This window comes from Polaribacter sp. YIW18 (assembly GCF_057219325.1).
Map to the genome: position 1 here is coordinate 235,070 of NZ_JBXVVE010000005.1, position 17,893 is coordinate 252,962.

At 30.3% G+C, this 17,893-nt stretch carries 20 protein-coding genes and 1 tRNA gene; 11 read left to right on the top strand and 10 right to left on the bottom strand.

Annotated elements, in window-relative coordinates:
• Positions 1–233 precede the first annotated feature (233 nt).
• Positions 234–1,256: a COX15/CtaA family protein gene (locus AC2D6T_RS07475; protein WP_347186753.1), complete on the top strand. Its 1,023-nt coding sequence runs from the start codon at positions 234–236 to the stop codon at positions 1,254–1,256.
• An 89-nt stretch (positions 1,257–1,345) separates the two neighbouring features.
• Here AC2D6T_RS07475 and AC2D6T_RS07480 read toward each other — a convergent pair whose 3' ends face one another.
• From AC2D6T_RS07480 to AC2D6T_RS07495, 4 genes are read right to left on the bottom strand one after another with little or no spacing between them, the layout of a single operon-like run.
• Positions 1,346–1,768, bottom strand: coding sequence for a molybdenum cofactor biosynthesis protein MoaE (locus AC2D6T_RS07480; protein ID WP_484681049.1), 423 nt, complete (start codon positions 1,766–1,768; stop codon positions 1,346–1,348).
• Between the two features lie 12 nt (positions 1,769–1,780).
• The gene (locus AC2D6T_RS07485; RefSeq protein WP_347186751.1) at positions 1,781–2,113 is read right to left on the bottom strand and encodes an MGMT family protein; all 333 of its coding nucleotides are present in this window, start codon (positions 2,111–2,113) and stop codon (positions 1,781–1,783) included.
• A 52-nt stretch (positions 2,114–2,165) separates the two neighbouring features.
• Positions 2,166–2,840 (bottom strand): tRNA (guanosine(46)-N7)-methyltransferase TrmB, encoded by a 675-nt coding sequence (trmB, locus tag AC2D6T_RS07490; protein WP_298949416.1) that lies wholly within the window; start codon positions 2,838–2,840, stop codon positions 2,166–2,168.
• A gap of 9 nt (positions 2,841–2,849) precedes the next feature.
• Positions 2,850–3,071, bottom strand: coding sequence for a DUF6341 family protein (locus tag AC2D6T_RS07495; RefSeq protein ID WP_298949414.1), 222 nt, complete (start codon positions 3,069–3,071; stop codon positions 2,850–2,852).
• A 341-nt stretch (positions 3,072–3,412) separates the two neighbouring features.
• On the opposite strand from AC2D6T_RS07495, the gene AC2D6T_RS07500 reads away from it, so the two are divergent.
• From AC2D6T_RS07500 to AC2D6T_RS07540, 9 genes are all read left to right on the top strand, one after another.
• The gene (locus AC2D6T_RS07500; protein ID WP_347186750.1) at positions 3,413–4,042 is read left to right on the top strand and encodes a hypothetical protein; all 630 of its coding nucleotides are present in this window, start codon (positions 3,413–3,415) and stop codon (positions 4,040–4,042) included.
• A 243-nt stretch (positions 4,043–4,285) separates the two neighbouring features.
• Positions 4,286–4,591, top strand: coding sequence for a BON domain-containing protein (locus AC2D6T_RS07505; RefSeq protein WP_484681050.1), 306 nt, complete (start codon positions 4,286–4,288; stop codon positions 4,589–4,591).
• Between the two features lie 278 nt (positions 4,592–4,869).
• Positions 4,870–5,766, top strand: coding sequence for a DMT family transporter (locus AC2D6T_RS07510; protein WP_484681051.1), 897 nt, complete (start codon positions 4,870–4,872; stop codon positions 5,764–5,766).
• 35 nt (positions 5,767–5,801) lie between these two features.
• Positions 5,802–6,668: a YicC/YloC family endoribonuclease gene (locus AC2D6T_RS07515; protein ID WP_484681052.1), complete on the top strand. Its 867-nt coding sequence runs from the start codon at positions 5,802–5,804 to the stop codon at positions 6,666–6,668.
• Between the two features lie 35 nt (positions 6,669–6,703).
• Positions 6,704–7,291 (top strand): guanylate kinase, encoded by a 588-nt coding sequence (gene gmk, locus AC2D6T_RS07520; protein ID WP_484681053.1) that lies wholly within the window; start codon positions 6,704–6,706, stop codon positions 7,289–7,291.
• A gap of 153 nt (positions 7,292–7,444) precedes the next feature.
• Positions 7,445–8,026 carry a nicotinate (nicotinamide) nucleotide adenylyltransferase gene (gene nadD / locus AC2D6T_RS07525; protein ID WP_484681054.1) on the top strand — a complete coding sequence of 194 codons (582 nt, stop codon included), beginning with the start codon at positions 7,445–7,447 and terminating at the stop codon, positions 8,024–8,026.
• Between the two features lie 78 nt (positions 8,027–8,104).
• Complete coding sequence (locus AC2D6T_RS07530) at positions 8,105–8,971, top strand: M23 family metallopeptidase (protein ID WP_484681055.1); 867 nt, start codon at positions 8,105–8,107, stop codon at positions 8,969–8,971.
• Positions 8,971–10,470, top strand: a complete 1,500-nt coding sequence (locus AC2D6T_RS07535; protein ID WP_298949398.1) for a GH3 auxin-responsive promoter family protein — start codon at positions 8,971–8,973, stop codon at positions 10,468–10,470. Before AC2D6T_RS07530 ends, AC2D6T_RS07535 begins: the two co-directional genes overlap by 1 nt.
• Before the next feature lie 181 nt (positions 10,471–10,651).
• Entirely contained in the window at positions 10,652–11,101 is a 450-nt protein-coding gene (locus AC2D6T_RS07540; RefSeq protein WP_298949396.1) for a 6-pyruvoyl trahydropterin synthase family protein, read from the top strand.
• A 13-nt stretch (positions 11,102–11,114) separates the two neighbouring features.
• On the opposite strand, the gene pth is transcribed toward AC2D6T_RS07540, so the two are convergent.
• From pth to AC2D6T_RS07555, 3 genes are all read right to left on the bottom strand, one after another.
• Positions 11,115–11,681: an aminoacyl-tRNA hydrolase gene (pth, locus tag AC2D6T_RS07545; RefSeq protein WP_484681056.1), complete on the bottom strand. Its 567-nt coding sequence runs from the start codon at positions 11,679–11,681 to the stop codon at positions 11,115–11,117.
• 209 nt (positions 11,682–11,890) lie between these two features.
• The gene (locus tag AC2D6T_RS07550; protein ID WP_298949392.1) at positions 11,891–12,505 is read right to left on the bottom strand and encodes a 50S ribosomal protein L25/general stress protein Ctc; all 615 of its coding nucleotides are present in this window, start codon (positions 12,503–12,505) and stop codon (positions 11,891–11,893) included.
• 17 nt (positions 12,506–12,522) lie between these two features.
• A complete protein-coding gene (locus tag AC2D6T_RS07555) occupies positions 12,523–13,464 on the bottom strand; it encodes a ribose-phosphate pyrophosphokinase (RefSeq protein ID WP_484681057.1) in 942 nt (313 codons plus the stop codon).
• Between the two features lie 120 nt (positions 13,465–13,584).
• On the opposite strand from AC2D6T_RS07555, the gene AC2D6T_RS07560 reads away from it, so the two are divergent.
• Positions 13,585–13,666 (top strand) — tRNA-Leu (locus tag AC2D6T_RS07560).
• A gap of 173 nt (positions 13,667–13,839) precedes the next feature.
• Here AC2D6T_RS07560 and AC2D6T_RS07565 read toward each other — a convergent pair.
• The 3 genes from AC2D6T_RS07565 to AC2D6T_RS07575 form a co-directional block, all read right to left on the bottom strand.
• Positions 13,840–15,744, bottom strand: coding sequence for an OmpA family protein (locus tag AC2D6T_RS07565; RefSeq protein WP_484681058.1), 1,905 nt, complete (start codon positions 15,742–15,744; stop codon positions 13,840–13,842).
• An 11-nt stretch (positions 15,745–15,755) separates the two neighbouring features.
• Positions 15,756–16,676 carry a PorP/SprF family type IX secretion system membrane protein gene (locus AC2D6T_RS07570; protein WP_484681059.1) on the bottom strand — a complete coding sequence of 307 codons (921 nt, stop codon included), beginning with the start codon at positions 16,674–16,676 and terminating at the stop codon, positions 15,756–15,758.
• Positions 16,677–16,722: 46 nt separating this feature from the next.
• On the bottom strand, positions 16,723–17,893 hold a 1,171-nt coding region (locus AC2D6T_RS07575; protein WP_484681060.1), incomplete at its 5' end, for a T9SS type B sorting domain-containing protein.

Here is a 17,893-nt window from a genome sequence, read left to right on the forward strand (position 1 = left end):
ATTTTGAATTATTTGTAAAAATTTAACACATTTGCAAAGGGTTGATTTTTAATTAATTAAAACCCTAAAAACACTCTATTACTTGCTATAGCTCAAATTCTTAAATATGTTTTTTTAGAATCGTTTTTTTTAAGAAAAAAATTACTATTTAGAATTTTTATACATAATTATAAGATGCCTAAAATGATTTTACATAATTTGTTTTTAAAGTATCTTTGCAAAAAGTTTTTAAAATGAAAAACAGGTTTCCTAAAATTGTAAAAGCGGCTATAATTTCTGTTTATTTAATTTTTTTAGCAGGTGCTATTGTAAGAATGACAGGTTCTGGAATGGGATGTCCTGATTGGCCAAAATGCTTTGGATATTTAATACCACCAACGTCTGAAGACCAAATAACTTGGAAACCCAATACAACCTATGAGGAAGGTTTTATTATCATAAAAAACGAAACTTTATATGTTGCAGAAAAAACCATAAAAACAAGTACCAACTTTAATATAGATAATTGGCAAGCCTACACAAAACACGATTATAATGTGTTTAACAAATATCATACTTGGACAGAATACATCAATAGATTGGTTTCTGTTTTGGCAGGTTTTGTATTTCTGTATTTGATTTTTAGTGCTTTTAAATTAAGAAAACAAGATAAGCGTATTCCGTTTTTAGCTTTTGCAGCTTTCTTTTTAATGTTGTTTGAAGCTTGGCTAGGAAAAACAGTAGTAGACAGTAATTTAAACCCCACTACAATTACGATACATATGGTTGTTGGTTTAGTTATTATTGCGCTTTTATTAGGTTTACAATTTATTATTAGTGATGAAAAAAAGAAATTTCCTTACAATTCAGTTTTTAATAAACTACTTATTATCTCTGTAATTTTTTCGCTAGTACAAATTGCAATGGGTACACAAGTAAGACAATTTATAGACGAACAAATAAAACTATATGGTTTCGAAAACAAAAACTATAGTTTAATGAATCCTAGTTTTAAATTTTACTTTCATAGGTCTTTTACTATTGCTATTTTATTGGTAAACTTTGGTTTATTCTACATCAATCAATCAAAAAAATTAGGATACAAAATTGTAAATTGGATTATAGCACTAATTTTTATTGAATCTATAACAGGTATTTTAATGTATTACGCAGAATTCCCTTTAGGTACACAAGCTGTTCATTTACTGTCTGGTGCAATGTTATTTGGTTTGCAATTTTATTTGTGGTTGCAGAGTAGAAAAACGGTTAGGAGTTAAGAAAAATGAAAAAATCTTAGCACTTCCAAGTTTGAAAGTTTGATGCAAAGAACATCTTAATACTAAATACTTATTACTGAATACTAAAACTACGGATGTGCATTTACCCAAACTTCGCCATCAGAAAAGTATTCTTTTTTCCAAATGGGTACAGTTTCTTTTAATGTGTCTATGGCAAACTCGCAAGCTAAAAAAGCTGCTTTTCTATGTTTAGACGAAACTGTTATAATTACAGGTACATCTCCTATTTGCAAAAGACCTTCTGCATGATGGATGGCAATTTTTTTAATATCGAATTTTTTTAAAGCCAAATCTGCAATTTTTTGCATTTCTTTTATGGCCATTGGCTTGTAGGTAGAAAAATCTAATTTTGCTACTTCTTTTCCATTGGTGTCGTTTCTAACAGTTCCTATAAATGTAGCTATACCACCACAAGAATTATCTGTTACAAAGTTGTAACATTCTTGTAAATTTAATTTTCTAGTTATTATTTTTATAGAAGTATTTTTCATGAAATGATACAATTAAGAGAGTTCATCTATAGGATTCCAAAAAACACTATCAAAGTTTTGTATTTGGTTATCTATTACAATAATACCTTCATTTTCTAACAATTGTTGCATTAAATTGGTGCCATCAAAATGATGTTTTCCTGTAAGCAAACCTTTTCTATTTACAACTCTATGTGCAGGTACATCTTCTAAATTGTGTGCTTTGTTCATTGCCCAACCTACCATTCTAGCAGAGCGTGCAGCACCTAAATAAGTTGCAATAGCACCATAACTTGTAACTTTACCAAAAGGTATTAAACGTACTACATTATAAACTCTTTCAAAAAAATTATCGTTTTTATCCACAGAGTGAAGATAGAAAATTTTAGGTAAAATTAAGAAAGATAAAGTACTACTTTTAAGAATACTGTAACCTAAACCTTATATAAGTAATGGGCTTGTCTACAGCTAAATATTGATGTTCGTAAAAAGTCTGTGTTTCTGTAACCTCATTTGGTGTCCCTCCATTTTTATACACATTATGGTTTGCGTTTAAAATTTCATGACCTTCGCCATGCAACAAACCTAAAGTATACCCGTGCATAAATTCGCTATCAGTTTTTAAATTAACAACACCTTGTTTATTTAAAATTTTGTGATATTTTTTTAAAAAGCTACTATTGGTCATTCTATGTTTGGTACGCTTGTATTTTATTTGCGGATCTGGAAAAGTAATCCAGATTTCAGAAACCTCATTTTCTGCAAAAATAAGATCTACCAACTCTACTTGTGTTCTTACAAATGCTACATTGGGTAAATTTTCTTCTAAAGCAGTTTTTGCTCCACGCCAAAAACGTGCACCTTTAATATCTATACCAATGTAATTAATGTTCGGGTTTTTTCTAGCCAAGGCAATTGTATACTCGCCTTTACCACAACCCAACTCTACAATAATAGGATTATTATTTTTAAAAAAAGAATGCCATTTGCCTTTGTAAGAAAAGTTAGTTACAACTTCTTCTCTTGTTGGCTGAATGACATTTTGAAACGTTTCGTTTTCTTTAAAACGCTTTAATTTGTTTTTACTTCCCAAAGTGTAAAATTAAGCTCTGTCTTCTGTTCCTTCTTTTACAAATCTTCTAGACTCTTTCATCCAGTATGTAAATAAAACTAAAAGCACTACTAAAAAACCCCAGTTTACTGCATTAGAAATCCACCAACCTAAATCTGCGTTTGCTATATTTATGCGTAACCACTCAAAAGGAAGAAATAATAAATCAGTAAATAAACTACCAATCCATCTAAAAATATTGCTTGCTATCATAACTTAATTATCTTTACGCTACAAAAATAACAAAAGAAACAATGCTAGCCAATTTTTTAAGCAAATCTAAACCAATCAATTTTATCGTATTGATGGGCATTTTTGTTTGCTTGTTCTTATTTACTTGTTTTTCCTTGTTTTTTACAGCTAGTTTTACACCAATTCTATTATTAAAATTGGCTGGGCTTTTAGGTTTATTTTTTATCCTGTTTTTCTTTTTTAATTTTATTATTACCAAAAACGAATTAACGTTCGACAATTCGTACGCATTTTTCACCTTTATTGTATTAATCAGTTATTTTTTAGAAGTTTTTTTAACCTTTAAAACATTGCTGCTTTTTTTGGTATATATTTTATTTCTAAGAAAAGTATATAGTTTAAGATCTCCCAAAATAGTACTTCAAAAATTATTTGATAGTGGTTTTTGGTTGAGTATTTTATTTATATTAGAACCTTTAACAGCCGTTTTTGCCTTGGTTTTATATGCAGGTATTTTATTGCATCAAAAAGCAGTTATAAATTATTTAATTGCTCCCATTATCGGTTTTATTACTCCTTTAATTCTCTATTTTACTTATTATTTTTGGTATGATAAAACATATGTATTTACCAATCTTTTTTATTTTGATAGCTTTAAAGGCATAGGTGTATATGCAGAAAAGGGTTTTTTGGGTTTAAGTATTTTTGTACTGCTACTTACTGTTTTTGCACTCATTTTAAAATCACCAAAAGCACTTGCTGTAAATAATTCTTTTAAAAAAAGTTGGTGGTTATTAATTGTTAACTTTTTTGTTGCACTACTTTTTTGTTTGTTTGTTCCAACAAAAAAAGGAGTTGAATTTTTATTTTTACTCTTTCCAACGGCTGTAATTATTGCCAATGGTATTGAGTTATTACAGAAAAATATTTATAAAAATATACTATTTTTTATCCTTTTAAGTAGCGCTATAACAGCCGTTATTTTTTTATAATTTAGCACCAAAAGCCAAATCTTCTACATCTCCTAAACCAGGAATTATATTGCCTTTATTGTTTAAAGCTGTAAACTATCTTTTGAAATGTCTACAGCTTTAATTTGAGTGATACATAATATAGTATAGAGTTGTTTTCTCTAATATGATGAATGTGAATGTCTTCTTTTTTAGATTGAAACAAATGTACAGAATAACCGAAATTTTGTATATTACCTAACATAACCTCAAAAAAAATGAAAAATGAAAATAATTTCTTGTATTAAAAATGCTGGTGCCAAAATTTTTGGAATCGAAAAAACAACAGTGAAGAAAAACGCAGAAAAAACTAGCCAACTTAGAACTATTATTACAAATTTAGGTTTAGAAGTAAACGATTTAGGTATAGAAGTAGATGATGATGCCGTAACTCTTTGGGGAGAAGCTGCAGATTTAGCAACTAAAGAAAAAGTTGTTTTGGTTGTTGGTAACACCAATGATGTAGCTTCTGTAGAAGATAAAATGACCCTTGCAGCAGTAAAAGTTGTAAAAGAAATAGCTCAATTTTAAACCATAGAAAAAGGAAATATTTTAGGTAAAATTGGCAAAAGTTTCTATTAAAACAATATGAAATAAGCACCTTATTTTTGAAGCAAACAAACCTATGCTAAAACATCCAAGTTAAAATATAACCTAGATAAGGCTTAAAAATACCACCTTTAGTAAACTAATTAAAAATTAATTATCAAATCTTAAAAGAGTTTTAATGTATTTTGAAACTCTTTTTTTATGTCAATCTTTAAATAATCATCAACTTTGTAAATTAATTCTTTTTTAGAAGTTTAATAATGAATCAAAGAACCCTTGCTTTAATTGCCGTGTCTATAGGTACTTTAATTTATGGTATTAATTATACCATTGCCAAAGCTGTAATGCCTACATATGTAAAGCCATTTGGTTTTATATTAATTAGGGTTTTAGGTGCTACTATTATATTTTGGTTTATAGGCTTATTTATTAAAAGTAAAAAAATAGCATCACAAGACTTTAAAAAAATAGCCATTGCTTCTATTTTTGGTGTGGCTTTAAATATGTTGGCTTTTTTTAAAGGATTAAGTTACACATCTCCTATTAGTGCATCAGTTATGATGGTTACCTCTCCTATAATGGTGCTAATTTTTTCGAGTATCATCATAAAAAAAGCTATTGGAAAATTAAGAATTTTAGGGATTTTTATTGGTTTAATTGGTGCAATATTATTAATTACTTTAGGTAGTAATATAACTGTTACAAACACTAATAACAATTTAGGCAATTTTTTAGTTTTTGTTAATGCTTCCTCTTATGGTTTGTATTTGGTGTTGGCTAAAGACCTTATCAAAAAATACCATCCTATCGTTTTTGTAAAGTGGTTTTATTTATTTGGGTTGGTGTTTGTAATTCCTTTTGGATATATGGAATTTACAGAAATTACTTGGCAAGAAATACCCTCTAATATCTATTGGAATATTGGTTTTGTAGTTATTTTTACAACCTGTATTACCTATGTATTCAATCTTTATGGTTTGTCTAAATTAAAGCCCACAACAGTAAGTGTTTTTATATATGTACAACCTGTTATAGCTACGGTTTATGCTTTAATTGTTGGTAGCGATTCTTTAAACTTTACCAAAATTAGTGCCACTTTATTAATTTTTTTAGGTGTTTATTTAGTAACCAAACAAGTAGAAGAATCTGCCAAATAAGGTTATATTTGCAAGTAATTTAAAATTACCTCTTTATGATTCAGTCTATGACTGGTTATGGTAAAGCAGTTTTGCAATTGCCTTCCAAAAAAGTAACCATAGAAATAAAATCTTTAAACAGTAAAAATTTAGACTTAAATGTTAGAATTCCTTCTTACTACAAAGAAAAGGAATTAGCTGTTAGAAAAAAATTAGCAAAAACCTTAGTACGTGGTAAAGTAGATTTTTCCATTTTTGTAGAAATGACGGCTGATGAAACCTCTACAACCATTAATCATGGTGTTGTAAAAGAATATATGCAACAACTTAGAAATGTGGTACAAACAGGTAATTCTAGCGATGTTGAATTGCTAAAAATGGCCGTAAAAATGCCAGACGCCTTAAAAACTGAACGAGAAGAATTAGATGAAAGTGAATGGGCAGAAATAAAAAAAGCTATTGATATTGCTACCAAAGAAATTGTACAATATAGAACTGATGAAGCAGCCTCATTAGAAATAGATTTTAGACAACGAGTTGCCAATATTAAAATGTATTTAGAAGAAGTAAAAGCCTTAGATGGTGATCGAATAGAAAATGTAAAAACTCGTTTACAAAAGGCTATAGACGATTTAAAGGTAGAGACCGATGAAAATAGATTTGAGCAAGAATTGATTTATTATCTAGAAAAACTAGATATAAATGAAGAAAAAGTACGTTTAGCAAACCATCTAGATTACTTTTTAGAAACCTTAGACTCACCAGATTCTAATGGGAAAAAACTAGGATTTATCATCCAAGAAATGGGTAGAGAAATTAATACAACTGGTTCTAAAGCCAATTATGCACCCATGCAAAAAGCAGTTATTCAAATGAAAAACGAGCTAGAGCAAATTAAAGAACAAATATTGAACGTTTTATAAAAAAAGCTGAATATTACAGCATAACAAAATTAAGTATGAAAGATAATTTTGTAGGAAAACTATTCGTTTTTTCGGCACCATCTGGTTCTGGTAAAACTACCATTGTTAGGCATTTATTAAAACAAGAAAAATTTAACTTAGCCTTTTCTATTTCTGCAACTTCTAGAGAGCCAAGAGGTTTTGAAAAAGATGGTGAAGATTATTATTTTATAGATTTAAAAGATTTTAAAAATAAAATTAAAAATGATGAATTTTTAGAATGGGAAGAAGTTTATAGAGACAATTTTTATGGTACATTAAAAAGTGAAGTAGAACGTCTTTGGGCACAAAAAAAACATGTAATTTTTGATATTGATGTTGTTGGTGGTTTAAGAATTAAGAAAAAATACCCAGAACAAACTTTAGCAGTTTTTGTAAAACCCCCAAGTGTAGATGCGCTAAAAAAGAGACTAAAAAAACGCTCTACAGAAAGTGAAGACAAAATTAATATGCGTATTGCAAAAGCTTCTGTAGAACTTGCTACCGCACCACAGTTTGATGAAATTATTAAAAATTACGATTTAGAAGTTGCTTTAAAAGAAACAGAAGAATTGGTTGCAAGTTTTTTGGAGTTAAATAAGTAAGAAGATATTTAAAACAAAACTTCTCGATACAAAATTCTTTAAAAAAGAATTTCACTCGAAATGACACTTTTTTTAAACCTGTTAAAAGTGTTGTCAGTTCGAGTAATTTTTGAAGTATGAAAAAATTGTATCGAGAATATTGAAAGTAAAAAAATGAAAATTGGTTTGTATTTTGGCACATTTAACCCTATACATGTGGGGCATCTTATTATTGCTAATTATATGGCAGAAAATACAGATTTAGATGAAATTTGGATGGTAGTAACACCTCATAATCCTTTTAAAAAGAAAAGTAGTTTACTAGAAAATCATCATCGATTTGAATTAGTCTACAGAGCAACAGAAAACTATACTAAAATTAAACCCTCAGACATCGAGTTTAAATTACCACAGCCCAATTATACAATTCATACTTTAGCTCACATTTCAGATAAATATCCAGAGAAAGAGTTTTGCCTAATTATGGGAGAAGATAATTTAAAAACTTTCCATAAATGGAAAAATTTTGAAACCATTTTAGAACATCATCGTATTTATGTGTACCCAAGAATTGCAGAAATTACAAAAGAACATCCATTTAAAAACCACCCAAAAATTCATAAAGTAAATGCACCTATTGTTCAAATTTCTTCTACTATGATTAGAAAGGGAATACAACAAAAGAGAAATATACAACCCTTACTCACCAAGGAAGTTTGGAGTTATATAGACGAAATGAATTTTTATAGAAAATAATTTAATTATTTTTACATCAAAATAAGTAAAACCATAATTAACGTTGGTTGCATATGTATAACTAACAAACCATAATTTGTGAGCAAAAAAGATAAGAAAAAAGGAAAATTAAAACAAAAACTAACAGATAAATATAGGTTAGTAGTTTTAAATGAAGATACTTTTGAAGAGCGCATTTCTTTAAAATTATCTCGTTTAAACGTGTTTGTTTTGGGTGGTATTTTTTCTATTCTTTTAGTAGCAATAACAGCTGTAATTATTGCATTTACACCCATTAAAGAATATATACCTGGCTATTTATCTACAAAATTAAAAGCTAACGCTGTAAAACTAACTTTTGAGGCCGATTCTTTAAAACAAAAATTGGCCATTTTAGAAAATTATACCAAAGCATTAAAACCTGTTTTAACTGGTGAAATTACCTCTGAAGAAATAGACTCTTTACAAGTAGAAGCTAGACAAATTACGATTGATGAAAGCGAATTAAACGCAAGTAAAGAAGATTCTTTATTTAGAGAAAAAGTAGAAAAAATAACCCAATTCGCCCTATTAGACAATGCCAAAAGCAATGTAAAAATTGTATTTTTTGCACCCTTAAAAGGTACTCTTTCTCAAAGTTTTGATGCCAATTCTAAACATTTTGCTGTAGATATTGTTGCAAAAAAAGGTACCCCTATAAAAGCAGCTGCAGATGGAACTGTAATTTTTTCTGGTTGGAGCGCAGAAACAGGTTATGCTATTATTTTAAAACATAATAAAGACTTTATTACTGTTTACAAACACAATGGTAATTTGCTAAAACAACAAGGAGATTTTGTAAAATCTGGCGAAGTTATAGCAAGTGTTGGCTCTACTGGAGAATTAACCACTGGGCCACATTTACATTTTGAACTTTGGAAAGGTGGTTACGCCATTAACCCAACAAATTTTATAGATTTTAAATAATGAGTATTAAATCTTTTTTTGCAATTCCGTTTGCTAAAATAGCCACTAAAAAAGTAAATAAATGGGCAAATAACCCACATAAAACACAAGAAAAGGTTTTTAAAAACTTAATTGCAAAAGGTAGCAAAACTGCTTTTGGTAAAGACCATAATTTTAGTACTATTTCTAATTATGATGATTTTAAAAAACAGGTAAAAGTTTTAGACTATGAAGGTTTAAGACCTTATGTAGATAGAATTGTTGCTGGCGAATCTGATGTACTTTGGACAGGAAAACCCTTGTACTTTGCCAAAACTTCTGGCACAACTTCTGGGGCAAAATACATACCCATTACTAAAGATTCTATGCCAACACACATAAAAGCTGCCAGAAATGCTTTATTATTTTATATCGCAGAAAAAAACGATGCTAGTTTTGTAGATGGTAAAATGATTTTTTTACAAGGAAGCCCTGTTTTGCAAGATAAAAACGGCGTTAAATTAGGCAGACTTAGTGGTATTGTAGCACATTATGTGCCTCAATATTTATTAAAAAACAGGCTACCAACCTGGCAAACAAATTGTATAGAAGACTGGGATACCAAAGTAAATGCTATTGTAGAAGAAACCTTGAACGAAAATATGACTGTAATTAGTGGTATCCCTTCTTGGGTACAAATGTATTTTGAAAAACTAATTGACAAAACAGGTAAAAAAGTATCAGAATTATTCCCAAATTTTAACTTCTTTATTTATGGTGGTGTAAATTTTGAGCCCTATAAAAATAAATTCGAAAGTTTAATTGGTAAAAAGATCGATTATATCGAACTATATCCTGCTTCAGAAGGTTTTATTGCCTATCAAGATTCACAAACAGAAAAAGGAATGTTGTTACAACTAGATGCGGGTATTTTTTATGAGTTTATACCTGCAACAGAATTTTTTGATGAAAATCCAACAAGAATTTCTCTAATAGATGTAAAAATAGGTGTAAATTATGTAATTATTCTAAACACAACTGCAGGTTTATGGGGCTATAATATTGGCGATACTGTAGAATTTACATCCACAAAACCTTATAGAATAAAAGTAACAGGTCGTATAAAGCACTTTATTTCTGCCTTTGGCGAACACGTAATTGGTAAAGAAGTAGAAAAGGCTTTAAACGATGCTATAAAAGGTACAGAAATTAATATAAGCGAATTTACTGTGGCGCCACAAGTAAACCCAAAGAGTGGTTTGCCTTACCATGAGTGGTTTATAGAATTTGAAAATGAGCCAGAAAATTTAGAAGAATTTGCCCAAAAAGTAGATGCTTCTATGCAAGCACAAAATATTTATTATTTAGATTTAATTGATGGCAAAATTTTACGATCATTAATCATAAGAAAAGTTAAAAAAGGTGGTTTTCATAGTTATATGAAATCTATTGGTAAATTTGGTGGTCAGAATAAAATACCGCAATTATCTGATAATAGAAAAATTGCAGATGTTTTAAATAATTTTTTAGTTGATAATTAACAGATTACAAACAAAATGGGTGGAAATAATTTATTTCTAATTTTAGCAATCGTATTAGTTATTGTGTACTTTTACAACAAATTTAGAAACAGACGTTAAAAACAAATTTGCCAGTTCTAGTACATTTTAAAAGATGAAAAATTTGAAATCACTCGAACTGACAGTTTCAATAAAATAGTAAATGAGCACAATTAGAATAACAAAGCAATTTAATTTTGAAACAGGGCATGCTTTATATGGTTATGATGGAAAATGTAAAAATGTTCACGGACATTCTTACAAACTCTCTGTAACTGTTTCTGGAAAACCCATAGCAGACAATACCAATGTAAAATTTGGTATGGTGATAGATTTTGGTGATTTAAAGAAAATTGTAAATGAAGAAATTGTAGATATTTTTGACCATGCAACTGTTTTCAACAAAAACACGCCTCATGTAGAGTTGGCTAAAGAATTAATGGATAGAGGTCATGAAGTTTTATTAGTAGATTACCAGCCAACAAGCGAAATGATGGTGATTGATTTTGCTAAAAAAATTACCAATAGATTACCAGCAAACATCAAACTACATTCTATAAAATTACAAGAAACAGATACTAGTTTTGCTGAGTGGTATGCAAGCGAAAATTAATTTTTTTAGTGAACTACCGTCCGTTAAAAGTATTCATAGTATTGGCTAAACCAGCAGTACCAAAAGAAGTAATTACTTTTGCAGATGTAGGTAAACGCTCTATTAATTGGCTAACTTCTTCTTTATTCCACTCGCCTAAAACATAATCTACTTGTTTTCCTCTAGCATAATTACCACCCACTCCAAATCTAAAACGAGCATATTGTTGGGTGTTTAATTTTTCTTGAATGTCTTTTAAGCCATTATGCCCGCCTGCAGAACCTTTTGCTTTTAATCGAATGGTACCAAAATCTATATTGATATCATCTGTAACAACTAAGATGTTTTCTGTAGCTATTTTTTCTTGCTGCATCCAATATTTTACGGCTTTTCCACTTAAATTCATAAAAGTACTTGGCTTTAAAAGCACAAAAGTTCTTCCTTTAAATCTAAATTTAGCAACATCTCCTAATTTTTCTGTTTCAAAAGTAACGCTGTGTTCTTCTGCAACTTCGTCTAAAATTTTAAAACCAATATTGTGACGTGTATTGGTGTATTTATCGCCAATATTACCTAAACCTACTATTAAAAATTTTTTCATTAACTCTTCTTTGTTTTCAATTTTAGTTCTTAATAATTTAAAAAAGAAGTCTCTTTAATTCATGCTTCAAAAGTAAGAAGAATTCTATGGATGATACGCCGAACTTAAATTGAAGTTTATAAGATCTTAAAAGATTTTGAGACGAACTCTGGGAAAATAAAAAAGCGTTGCAAATTTGCAACGCTTTTTAAATTATATTTAGAATGTAACTATTCTGTTGCTGCTGGTGCTTCTGCAGCTTCATCTGTACTTTCTTCGTCATCTAAGTCTTCTTCAACTGCGTTACGAGAAGTTCTAACTTGTACAACTACTGTATTGTCTGGGTGCATAAATGTATAATCATCATTGGCTAATGATGTTACAAATAATTTATTTCCTATTTTTAAACTAGAAATATCTGCTGTTACAAAATCTGGTAAGTTAGCTGGTAAAGCTTTTACTTTTAATTTACGGTTTGTAAAACGTAAAGATCCACCATTTAATACACCAGGAGATGTACCTGTTAATTTTACAGGAATATTCATTGTTACTTCTTTATCATCAAATAACTGATAAAAATCTACGTGTAAAATTTTGTCTGTTACTGGGTGAAACTGAATGTCTTGTAAAATTGCAGCTATTTTTTGTCCATCAACATGAATTGTAGCAGTATAAACGTTTGGAGTGTATACCAAGTTTTTAAATGCTAATTCTTCTGCTGAAAAATGCACTGGCTTATCTCCTCCGTAAATAACGCAAGGAACCATACCAGCATTACGTAAGGCTTTGGTAGCTACCTTGCCCACGCTTTCTCTTTTTGATCCTTTAATTGTAATTGATTTCATTACTTGTTTTTAAATATTTATATTATAAATTTTCCACTAATCGAAGTATTGTCTTGCACTTTGTGCATAACATCTGCGAATAATGGCGCGCAAGATACTACTTTTATTTTAGATGTGGTCTTTTTTAACGGAATTGTATCAGAAACGATCAATTCTGTTAAAGCCGAATTTTCTATTTTTTCATAAGCATCACCAGAAAGAACAGGATGTGTACAAATTGCACGTACACTTTTTGCTCCTCTTTCTTTCATTAAGTTAGCTGCATGTGCTAGGGTTCCTCCAGTATCTATCATATCATCAACAAGAATAATATTTTTACCTTTTACTTCTCCAATTACCTCCATATGCCCAATTACATTTGCCTTTTTACGTTGTTTGTAACAAATAACTACATCTGCGTGTAAATGTTTAGAATATGCGTAGGCTCTTTTAGAACCTCCCATATCTGGAGAGGCAATTGTTAAATTGTCTAATTGTAAACTTTCTATATATGGCATAAAAATGGTAGAAGCAAATAAGTGGTCTACTGGTTTTTCAAAAAATCCTTGAATTTGATCTGCATGTAAATCCATGGTCATAATTCTTGTAGCACCTGCTGCTTCTAATAATTTTGCCACTAATTTTGCACCAATGGCAACTCTTGGCTTATCTTTTCTATCTTGTCTTGCCCAACCAAAATAAGGCATTACTGCGGTAATATGTCTTGCAGATGCTCTTTTTGCTGCGTCTAAAATTAAAAGCATTTCCATAAGATTGTCTGCATTTGGAAATGTAGACCCTATAATAAAAACGCGTCTTCCTCTAACAGATTCTTCAAATGCAGGTTGAAATTCGCCATCGCTAAAGTAGGTAATTTCAATATTTCCTAACTCTGTATTGTATTCTTTGGCAATGTTAGCTGCTAAATCTTTACTTTGTCTGCAGGCAAAAAGTTTTGGTGCTAATTGATTTGAAGGCATTTAGTTGTTTTTAGTTGTGTTGTTATGAGTTTACAAAAGTAGAAATTATTTATTGAGTTTGAAATTAATTTATAGACTTTAAAATAAAATAATTTAATACATTTGCAATCTCAATACTTTGCTCAAGTGGCGGAATTGGTAGACGCGCTGGATTCAAAATCCAGTTCTTTCGGGAGTGTGGGTTCGATTCCCACCTTGAGTACAAATAAAAACCTCAATCTATTTATAATCAAATAGTTGGGGTTTTTTGTTTTTATAATTTGTAGGGTTATATTTTATCATATCAACAAAATCTACTGTACTTTATAAAAAGTATAAAAAAAAGACCCAAACAATGTGTTTGAGTCTTTATAAATAATAAATAGTGTTGTATTATTATTTGATTAAAAATTCTGTTCTACGGTTTTGATCGTGTTGTTCTTTAGTACATTTTTCTATACAATCATTGATCGGTTTTTTCTCTCCATATCCTAATGATGTCATTCTTTCTGAAGAAATGCCTCTACCTACCAACCATTGTTTTACAGATGCTGCTCTTTGTGCTGATAATCTCTCGTTGTATGCTGCTGGTCCTCGAAGATCTGTGTGGCCAATAATATCTATTTTAATTTCTGGATATTGATTCAAGATGGCTACTATCTTTTCTAGTTCTATTGCTGCATCTTTTCTAATTGAATGTTTATCAAAATCAAAGTAAATATTCTTTAAATTTAAAATCTCTTGTAAGTCTACCGGTGCTGGTGGTGGTGCCTTTTCTGTAAGATAAATAGTAGTTGTATTGGTTCCTTCAAATTTTATTGAAGAAGCATACGGTTCGTAACCATCATTATTTGCCTCTAACGTATAGCGCTTTGAAGGATCTAAATCCATTAAAGACACTTGGTTGTTAGTTGCTTTTATAGTGCCTAGTAAAGTATTGTTTTCATTAAATAATCTAACTAATGTGGTGCCTAATACATCATTGCCTTTGGTCGATTTGATTATTACCGTTAAATCTTCTATGGCTGGTATAGATAAACCTGAAAATTCATAAATATCATCAGAGCCAACATTGTCTTGCTTTCGGTTAGAAGTCATAAAACCTGTTCCTTCAGCTACTTTATAAACCAATCCAAAATCGTCATAAGCGCTATTTAGCGGCTCACCAAAGGTATAGACTCTCTTATTTGAGCTTTTTAAATCTGTATAATACAAGTCTAAGCCTCCTTTTCCTTTTCTAAAATCTGAAGAAAAAATTAAAACATTGTCTGAAGTAATATATGGAAACGTGTCTCTACCTAACGTATTGATTTGATTTCCTAAATTCTCTGGAGTTCCATAAGTATTCTCTTCAATAGCGACTCTGTATAAATCAGATTCTCCCAAAGTTCCTGGCATGTCTGATGAAAAATATAAGTAATCCTCATTTGGGCTCAAAGCAGGATGTGCACAGTTGTATTGATTGCTGTTAAATGGTAACTCTTCTATATTATTCCAACGGTTTCCATTATAAGTAGCTTTATATATTTTTAACAAAACGTTTTCTAAAGAATCTGTTTTTACTTTACTACCTAATTGATTGTTTCTGGTAAAATACATCGTATTTCCATCTTTTGTAAAAACTGCAGAAGATTCATTATAAAACCTATTGATGCGTCCTTTTAATTTAAAAGATTCTCCTGTAAGGCTATCTGAACTTATATTACTTTGATACAAATTTGTGTAAGATTCATTAGTCCAAATTGATTTTATCGAAGTAATTTTCTTTGTTTCTTTACTACTTGAATAAACAATCTTATCTTCTCCTAAATAAGATACTTTATAGTCTGAATAAGGTGAATTAATTTTAGCATTTTCTAAATCAACAGAAGATACAGAAAGTATTTCTGGACTTAAAAAAATACGATTCTTACCCTTAGTATTTCTCTTCTCTGTAGGATACTTCTCTAATAATTTAGCGTATAATTTGTCTGCTTGCTCATGCTTTTTTTCACTACGTAGTACATTGATGTATCTGTAATAGGTAGCTAATGAAACATCCTCTGTTCTTTTAAATAATGAATCGTAGCTTACTTTAGCTAACGCATAGTTAGACTGATTGTAATAGGAATTTCCTAAGTTTTCAAATAATTGCTTAGAGCCATATCCATCATTTACTAATCTTTCATAAAGGTCTACAGCTTTAGCATAAGACATGCTATTGTAGTTTGAATTTGCAATAACTTCTTTTCTTTGCTGGCTATATAAAAGTCCAGTAAAAAATAATAAACAAAAGGTAATGTTATAAAAATGTGATTTCATATTTTTTATTTTTAAAAGAATCTTGGAGCTTTTACGTTATAATTTCTAAATAATTCATATCGTAAAAATACCTCATGAGAACCTGAATTGTAAGTAGATAAATTATTTGTATCAAAATCATACGCATAACCTAAAAACCATTTTTGATTTAATTGAAAACCTCCTAAAAAACTTACTGCAGCATCTACCCTGTAAGATGCTCCTAAAGTAAATTTATCATACATCTGAAAATTTGCGGATACATCTAACTGCAATGGTGCACCTGATACTATTTTAGTTAATACGGCTGGCTTAAATAAAATATTTTCACTTAAATCAAATATATAACCTGCGGTAAAATGATAGTGCAAACGCTCTTTAGAAACTGAACTCACCGAAGAATTTAAATCCTTATTGATATGTTTGGTCTCTAATAAATTGGGAATAGAAAACCCTAGATAACTTTTGTCTGAATACCAGAAAACACCAAATCCTATATTGGGGGAAATTCGATTGTTAACATTATTTTGTGCTAAAACATCGCCAGGGTTAAATGCATTTAACTTCATAAAGTCTACATTTAACATATGTGCACTTGCACGTAAACCAAAGGCTAACTTATAATCATACGATGTGTTGATCGTATATGACATGTCTAATGATACCAAATTCTCTTCAACTGGCCCTATCGCATCATTGATAAAACTCAAGCCAATTCCTAACTTAGATGAACCAATGGGTGAATGATACGAAAGTGCATTCGTTGTTGGTGCCCCTTCTAAACCTACCCATTGCGAACGTTGGGATAGATAAACACTAGTAGTTCCTCGTGACCCTGCATACGCCGGATTAAAACTCAACGTATTGTACATATAATTACTAAACTGGGCGTCTTGTTGAGCATAACCCAATACAGACGAAACTAGAATAATAAGAGTGAATATTTTTTTCATTTCTTTTTAATTTTACTTATTACTTTTATATTTTTTGTTTAAAAATTTACTTAGTTAAGTATATATAACCTTTACGCTCTTTCGTATCTCCATTTTTCTTATATTTTAAGATATAAAAGTAAGTTCCTGTTGGTAGCGACTCAGATCTTCTTACTGTGCCTCTTCCGTTTGATACACCTTGGAAATATTTCCCCTGCTGACCATATCCTGCAACGTTATACACCTGTACTCCCCAGCGATTAAAAATCTCTATCGTGTTCTCTGGGTATAACTCAATGTTACGAATTACAAATACATCATTTTCTCCGTCTCCATTTGGAGTCAATAAATTATAAATTTCTAAGTCATCTTCTATTGAAACTTCATATTTATTCACCTCTAGATAATCGGCAACACCATCGTTATCTGAATCTATTGGATTAGATGCATCTAAACCAATCTCATCGCCATTACTCAAACCATCGTCATCACAATCTGCAGCTAAATAATCTTGACTTACAGAAAGGGTAATGTTTAAAGGAATCGATGAACAAAAACTAGTTGCATCTGTACCGTCAGATTTCTCTGTTCCATCAATGACTCCATCACCATCCGTATCTGGATTCAATGGATCCGTACCATCTGTTACTTCTTCTGCATTGGTTACGCCGTCACTATCACAGTCTGCACTGTTCCATGCTGCACTTGGTGTTTCTGTTTGGCTTGATTCTACAAAATCACAACTGTCTGTTGCATCTGTATTATCATTATCCTCTATGTCATCTGCAACACCATCGCCATCTGTATCGATTCTAATAATGCTAAAAATTGCGTCTGTTTGAACGTCTAAAGTGTAATTATCACCTGCACTTAAGGTCCCTGAAGTTATCAAATACGTTCCAACTGCCTCGCCAGATTCTCGGGTTAAAGCTCCTGTAAATGCATCTGCTCCAAAAAGTATTGGATCTGCTGTAAATACTAAAACAGGATCTTGGGCGCCATAGTCTTTCTCTTGATCTGCTATTAAAATATTGATGCTTTTTGGTACAATCGTAAAGTTAATTTCTCTATCTGCTGCATAATTCCCAATTCCGCTAAGCGTTACAGTGGCTTTACCAACATTGATATTATTACTATAATCTAATCCATAATCAGTTCCTTGTACCAAAATAACTGATCCATCTTTCACCGTCAATGGTGGAGTGATATCCTGACCAGAATAAATGAAATCATCAATA

What these genes read in the sequence shown, in the direction of transcription:
- AC2D6T_RS07475 (WP_347186753.1), top strand. Translation starts at nt 234, where the DNA reads ATGAAAAACAGGTTTCCTAAAATTGTAAAAGCGGCTATAATTTCTGTT.
- AC2D6T_RS07480 (WP_484681049.1), bottom strand. Translation starts at nt 1,768, where the DNA reads ATGAAAAATACTTCTATAAAAATAATAACTAGAAAATTAAATTTACAA.
- AC2D6T_RS07495 (WP_298949414.1), bottom strand. Translation starts at nt 3,071, where the DNA reads ATGATAGCAAGCAATATTTTTAGATGGATTGGTAGTTTATTTACTGAT.
- AC2D6T_RS07505 (WP_484681050.1), top strand. Translation starts at nt 4,286, where the DNA reads ATGAAAATAATTTCTTGTATTAAAAATGCTGGTGCCAAAATTTTTGGA.
- AC2D6T_RS07510 (WP_484681051.1), top strand. Translation starts at nt 4,870, where the DNA reads ATGAATCAAAGAACCCTTGCTTTAATTGCCGTGTCTATAGGTACTTTA.
- AC2D6T_RS07515 (WP_484681052.1), top strand. Translation starts at nt 5,802, where the DNA reads ATGATTCAGTCTATGACTGGTTATGGTAAAGCAGTTTTGCAATTGCCT.
- gmk (WP_484681053.1), top strand. Translation starts at nt 6,704, where the DNA reads ATGAAAGATAATTTTGTAGGAAAACTATTCGTTTTTTCGGCACCATCT.
- nadD (WP_484681054.1), top strand. Translation starts at nt 7,445, where the DNA reads ATGAAAATTGGTTTGTATTTTGGCACATTTAACCCTATACATGTGGGG.
- AC2D6T_RS07535 (WP_298949398.1), top strand. Translation starts at nt 8,971, where the DNA reads ATGAGTATTAAATCTTTTTTTGCAATTCCGTTTGCTAAAATAGCCACT.
- AC2D6T_RS07540 (WP_298949396.1), top strand. Translation starts at nt 10,652, where the DNA reads ATGAGCACAATTAGAATAACAAAGCAATTTAATTTTGAAACAGGGCAT.
- pth (WP_484681056.1), bottom strand. Translation starts at nt 11,681, where the DNA reads ATGAAAAAATTTTTAATAGTAGGTTTAGGTAATATTGGCGATAAATAC.
- AC2D6T_RS07550 (WP_298949392.1), bottom strand. Translation starts at nt 12,505, where the DNA reads ATGAAATCAATTACAATTAAAGGATCAAAAAGAGAAAGCGTGGGCAAG.
- AC2D6T_RS07555 (WP_484681057.1), bottom strand. Translation starts at nt 13,464, where the DNA reads ATGCCTTCAAATCAATTAGCACCAAAACTTTTTGCCTGCAGACAAAGT.
- AC2D6T_RS07565 (WP_484681058.1), bottom strand. Translation starts at nt 15,744, where the DNA reads ATGAAATCACATTTTTATAACATTACCTTTTGTTTATTATTTTTTACT.
- AC2D6T_RS07570 (WP_484681059.1), bottom strand. Translation starts at nt 16,676, where the DNA reads ATGAAAAAAATATTCACTCTTATTATTCTAGTTTCGTCTGTATTGGGT.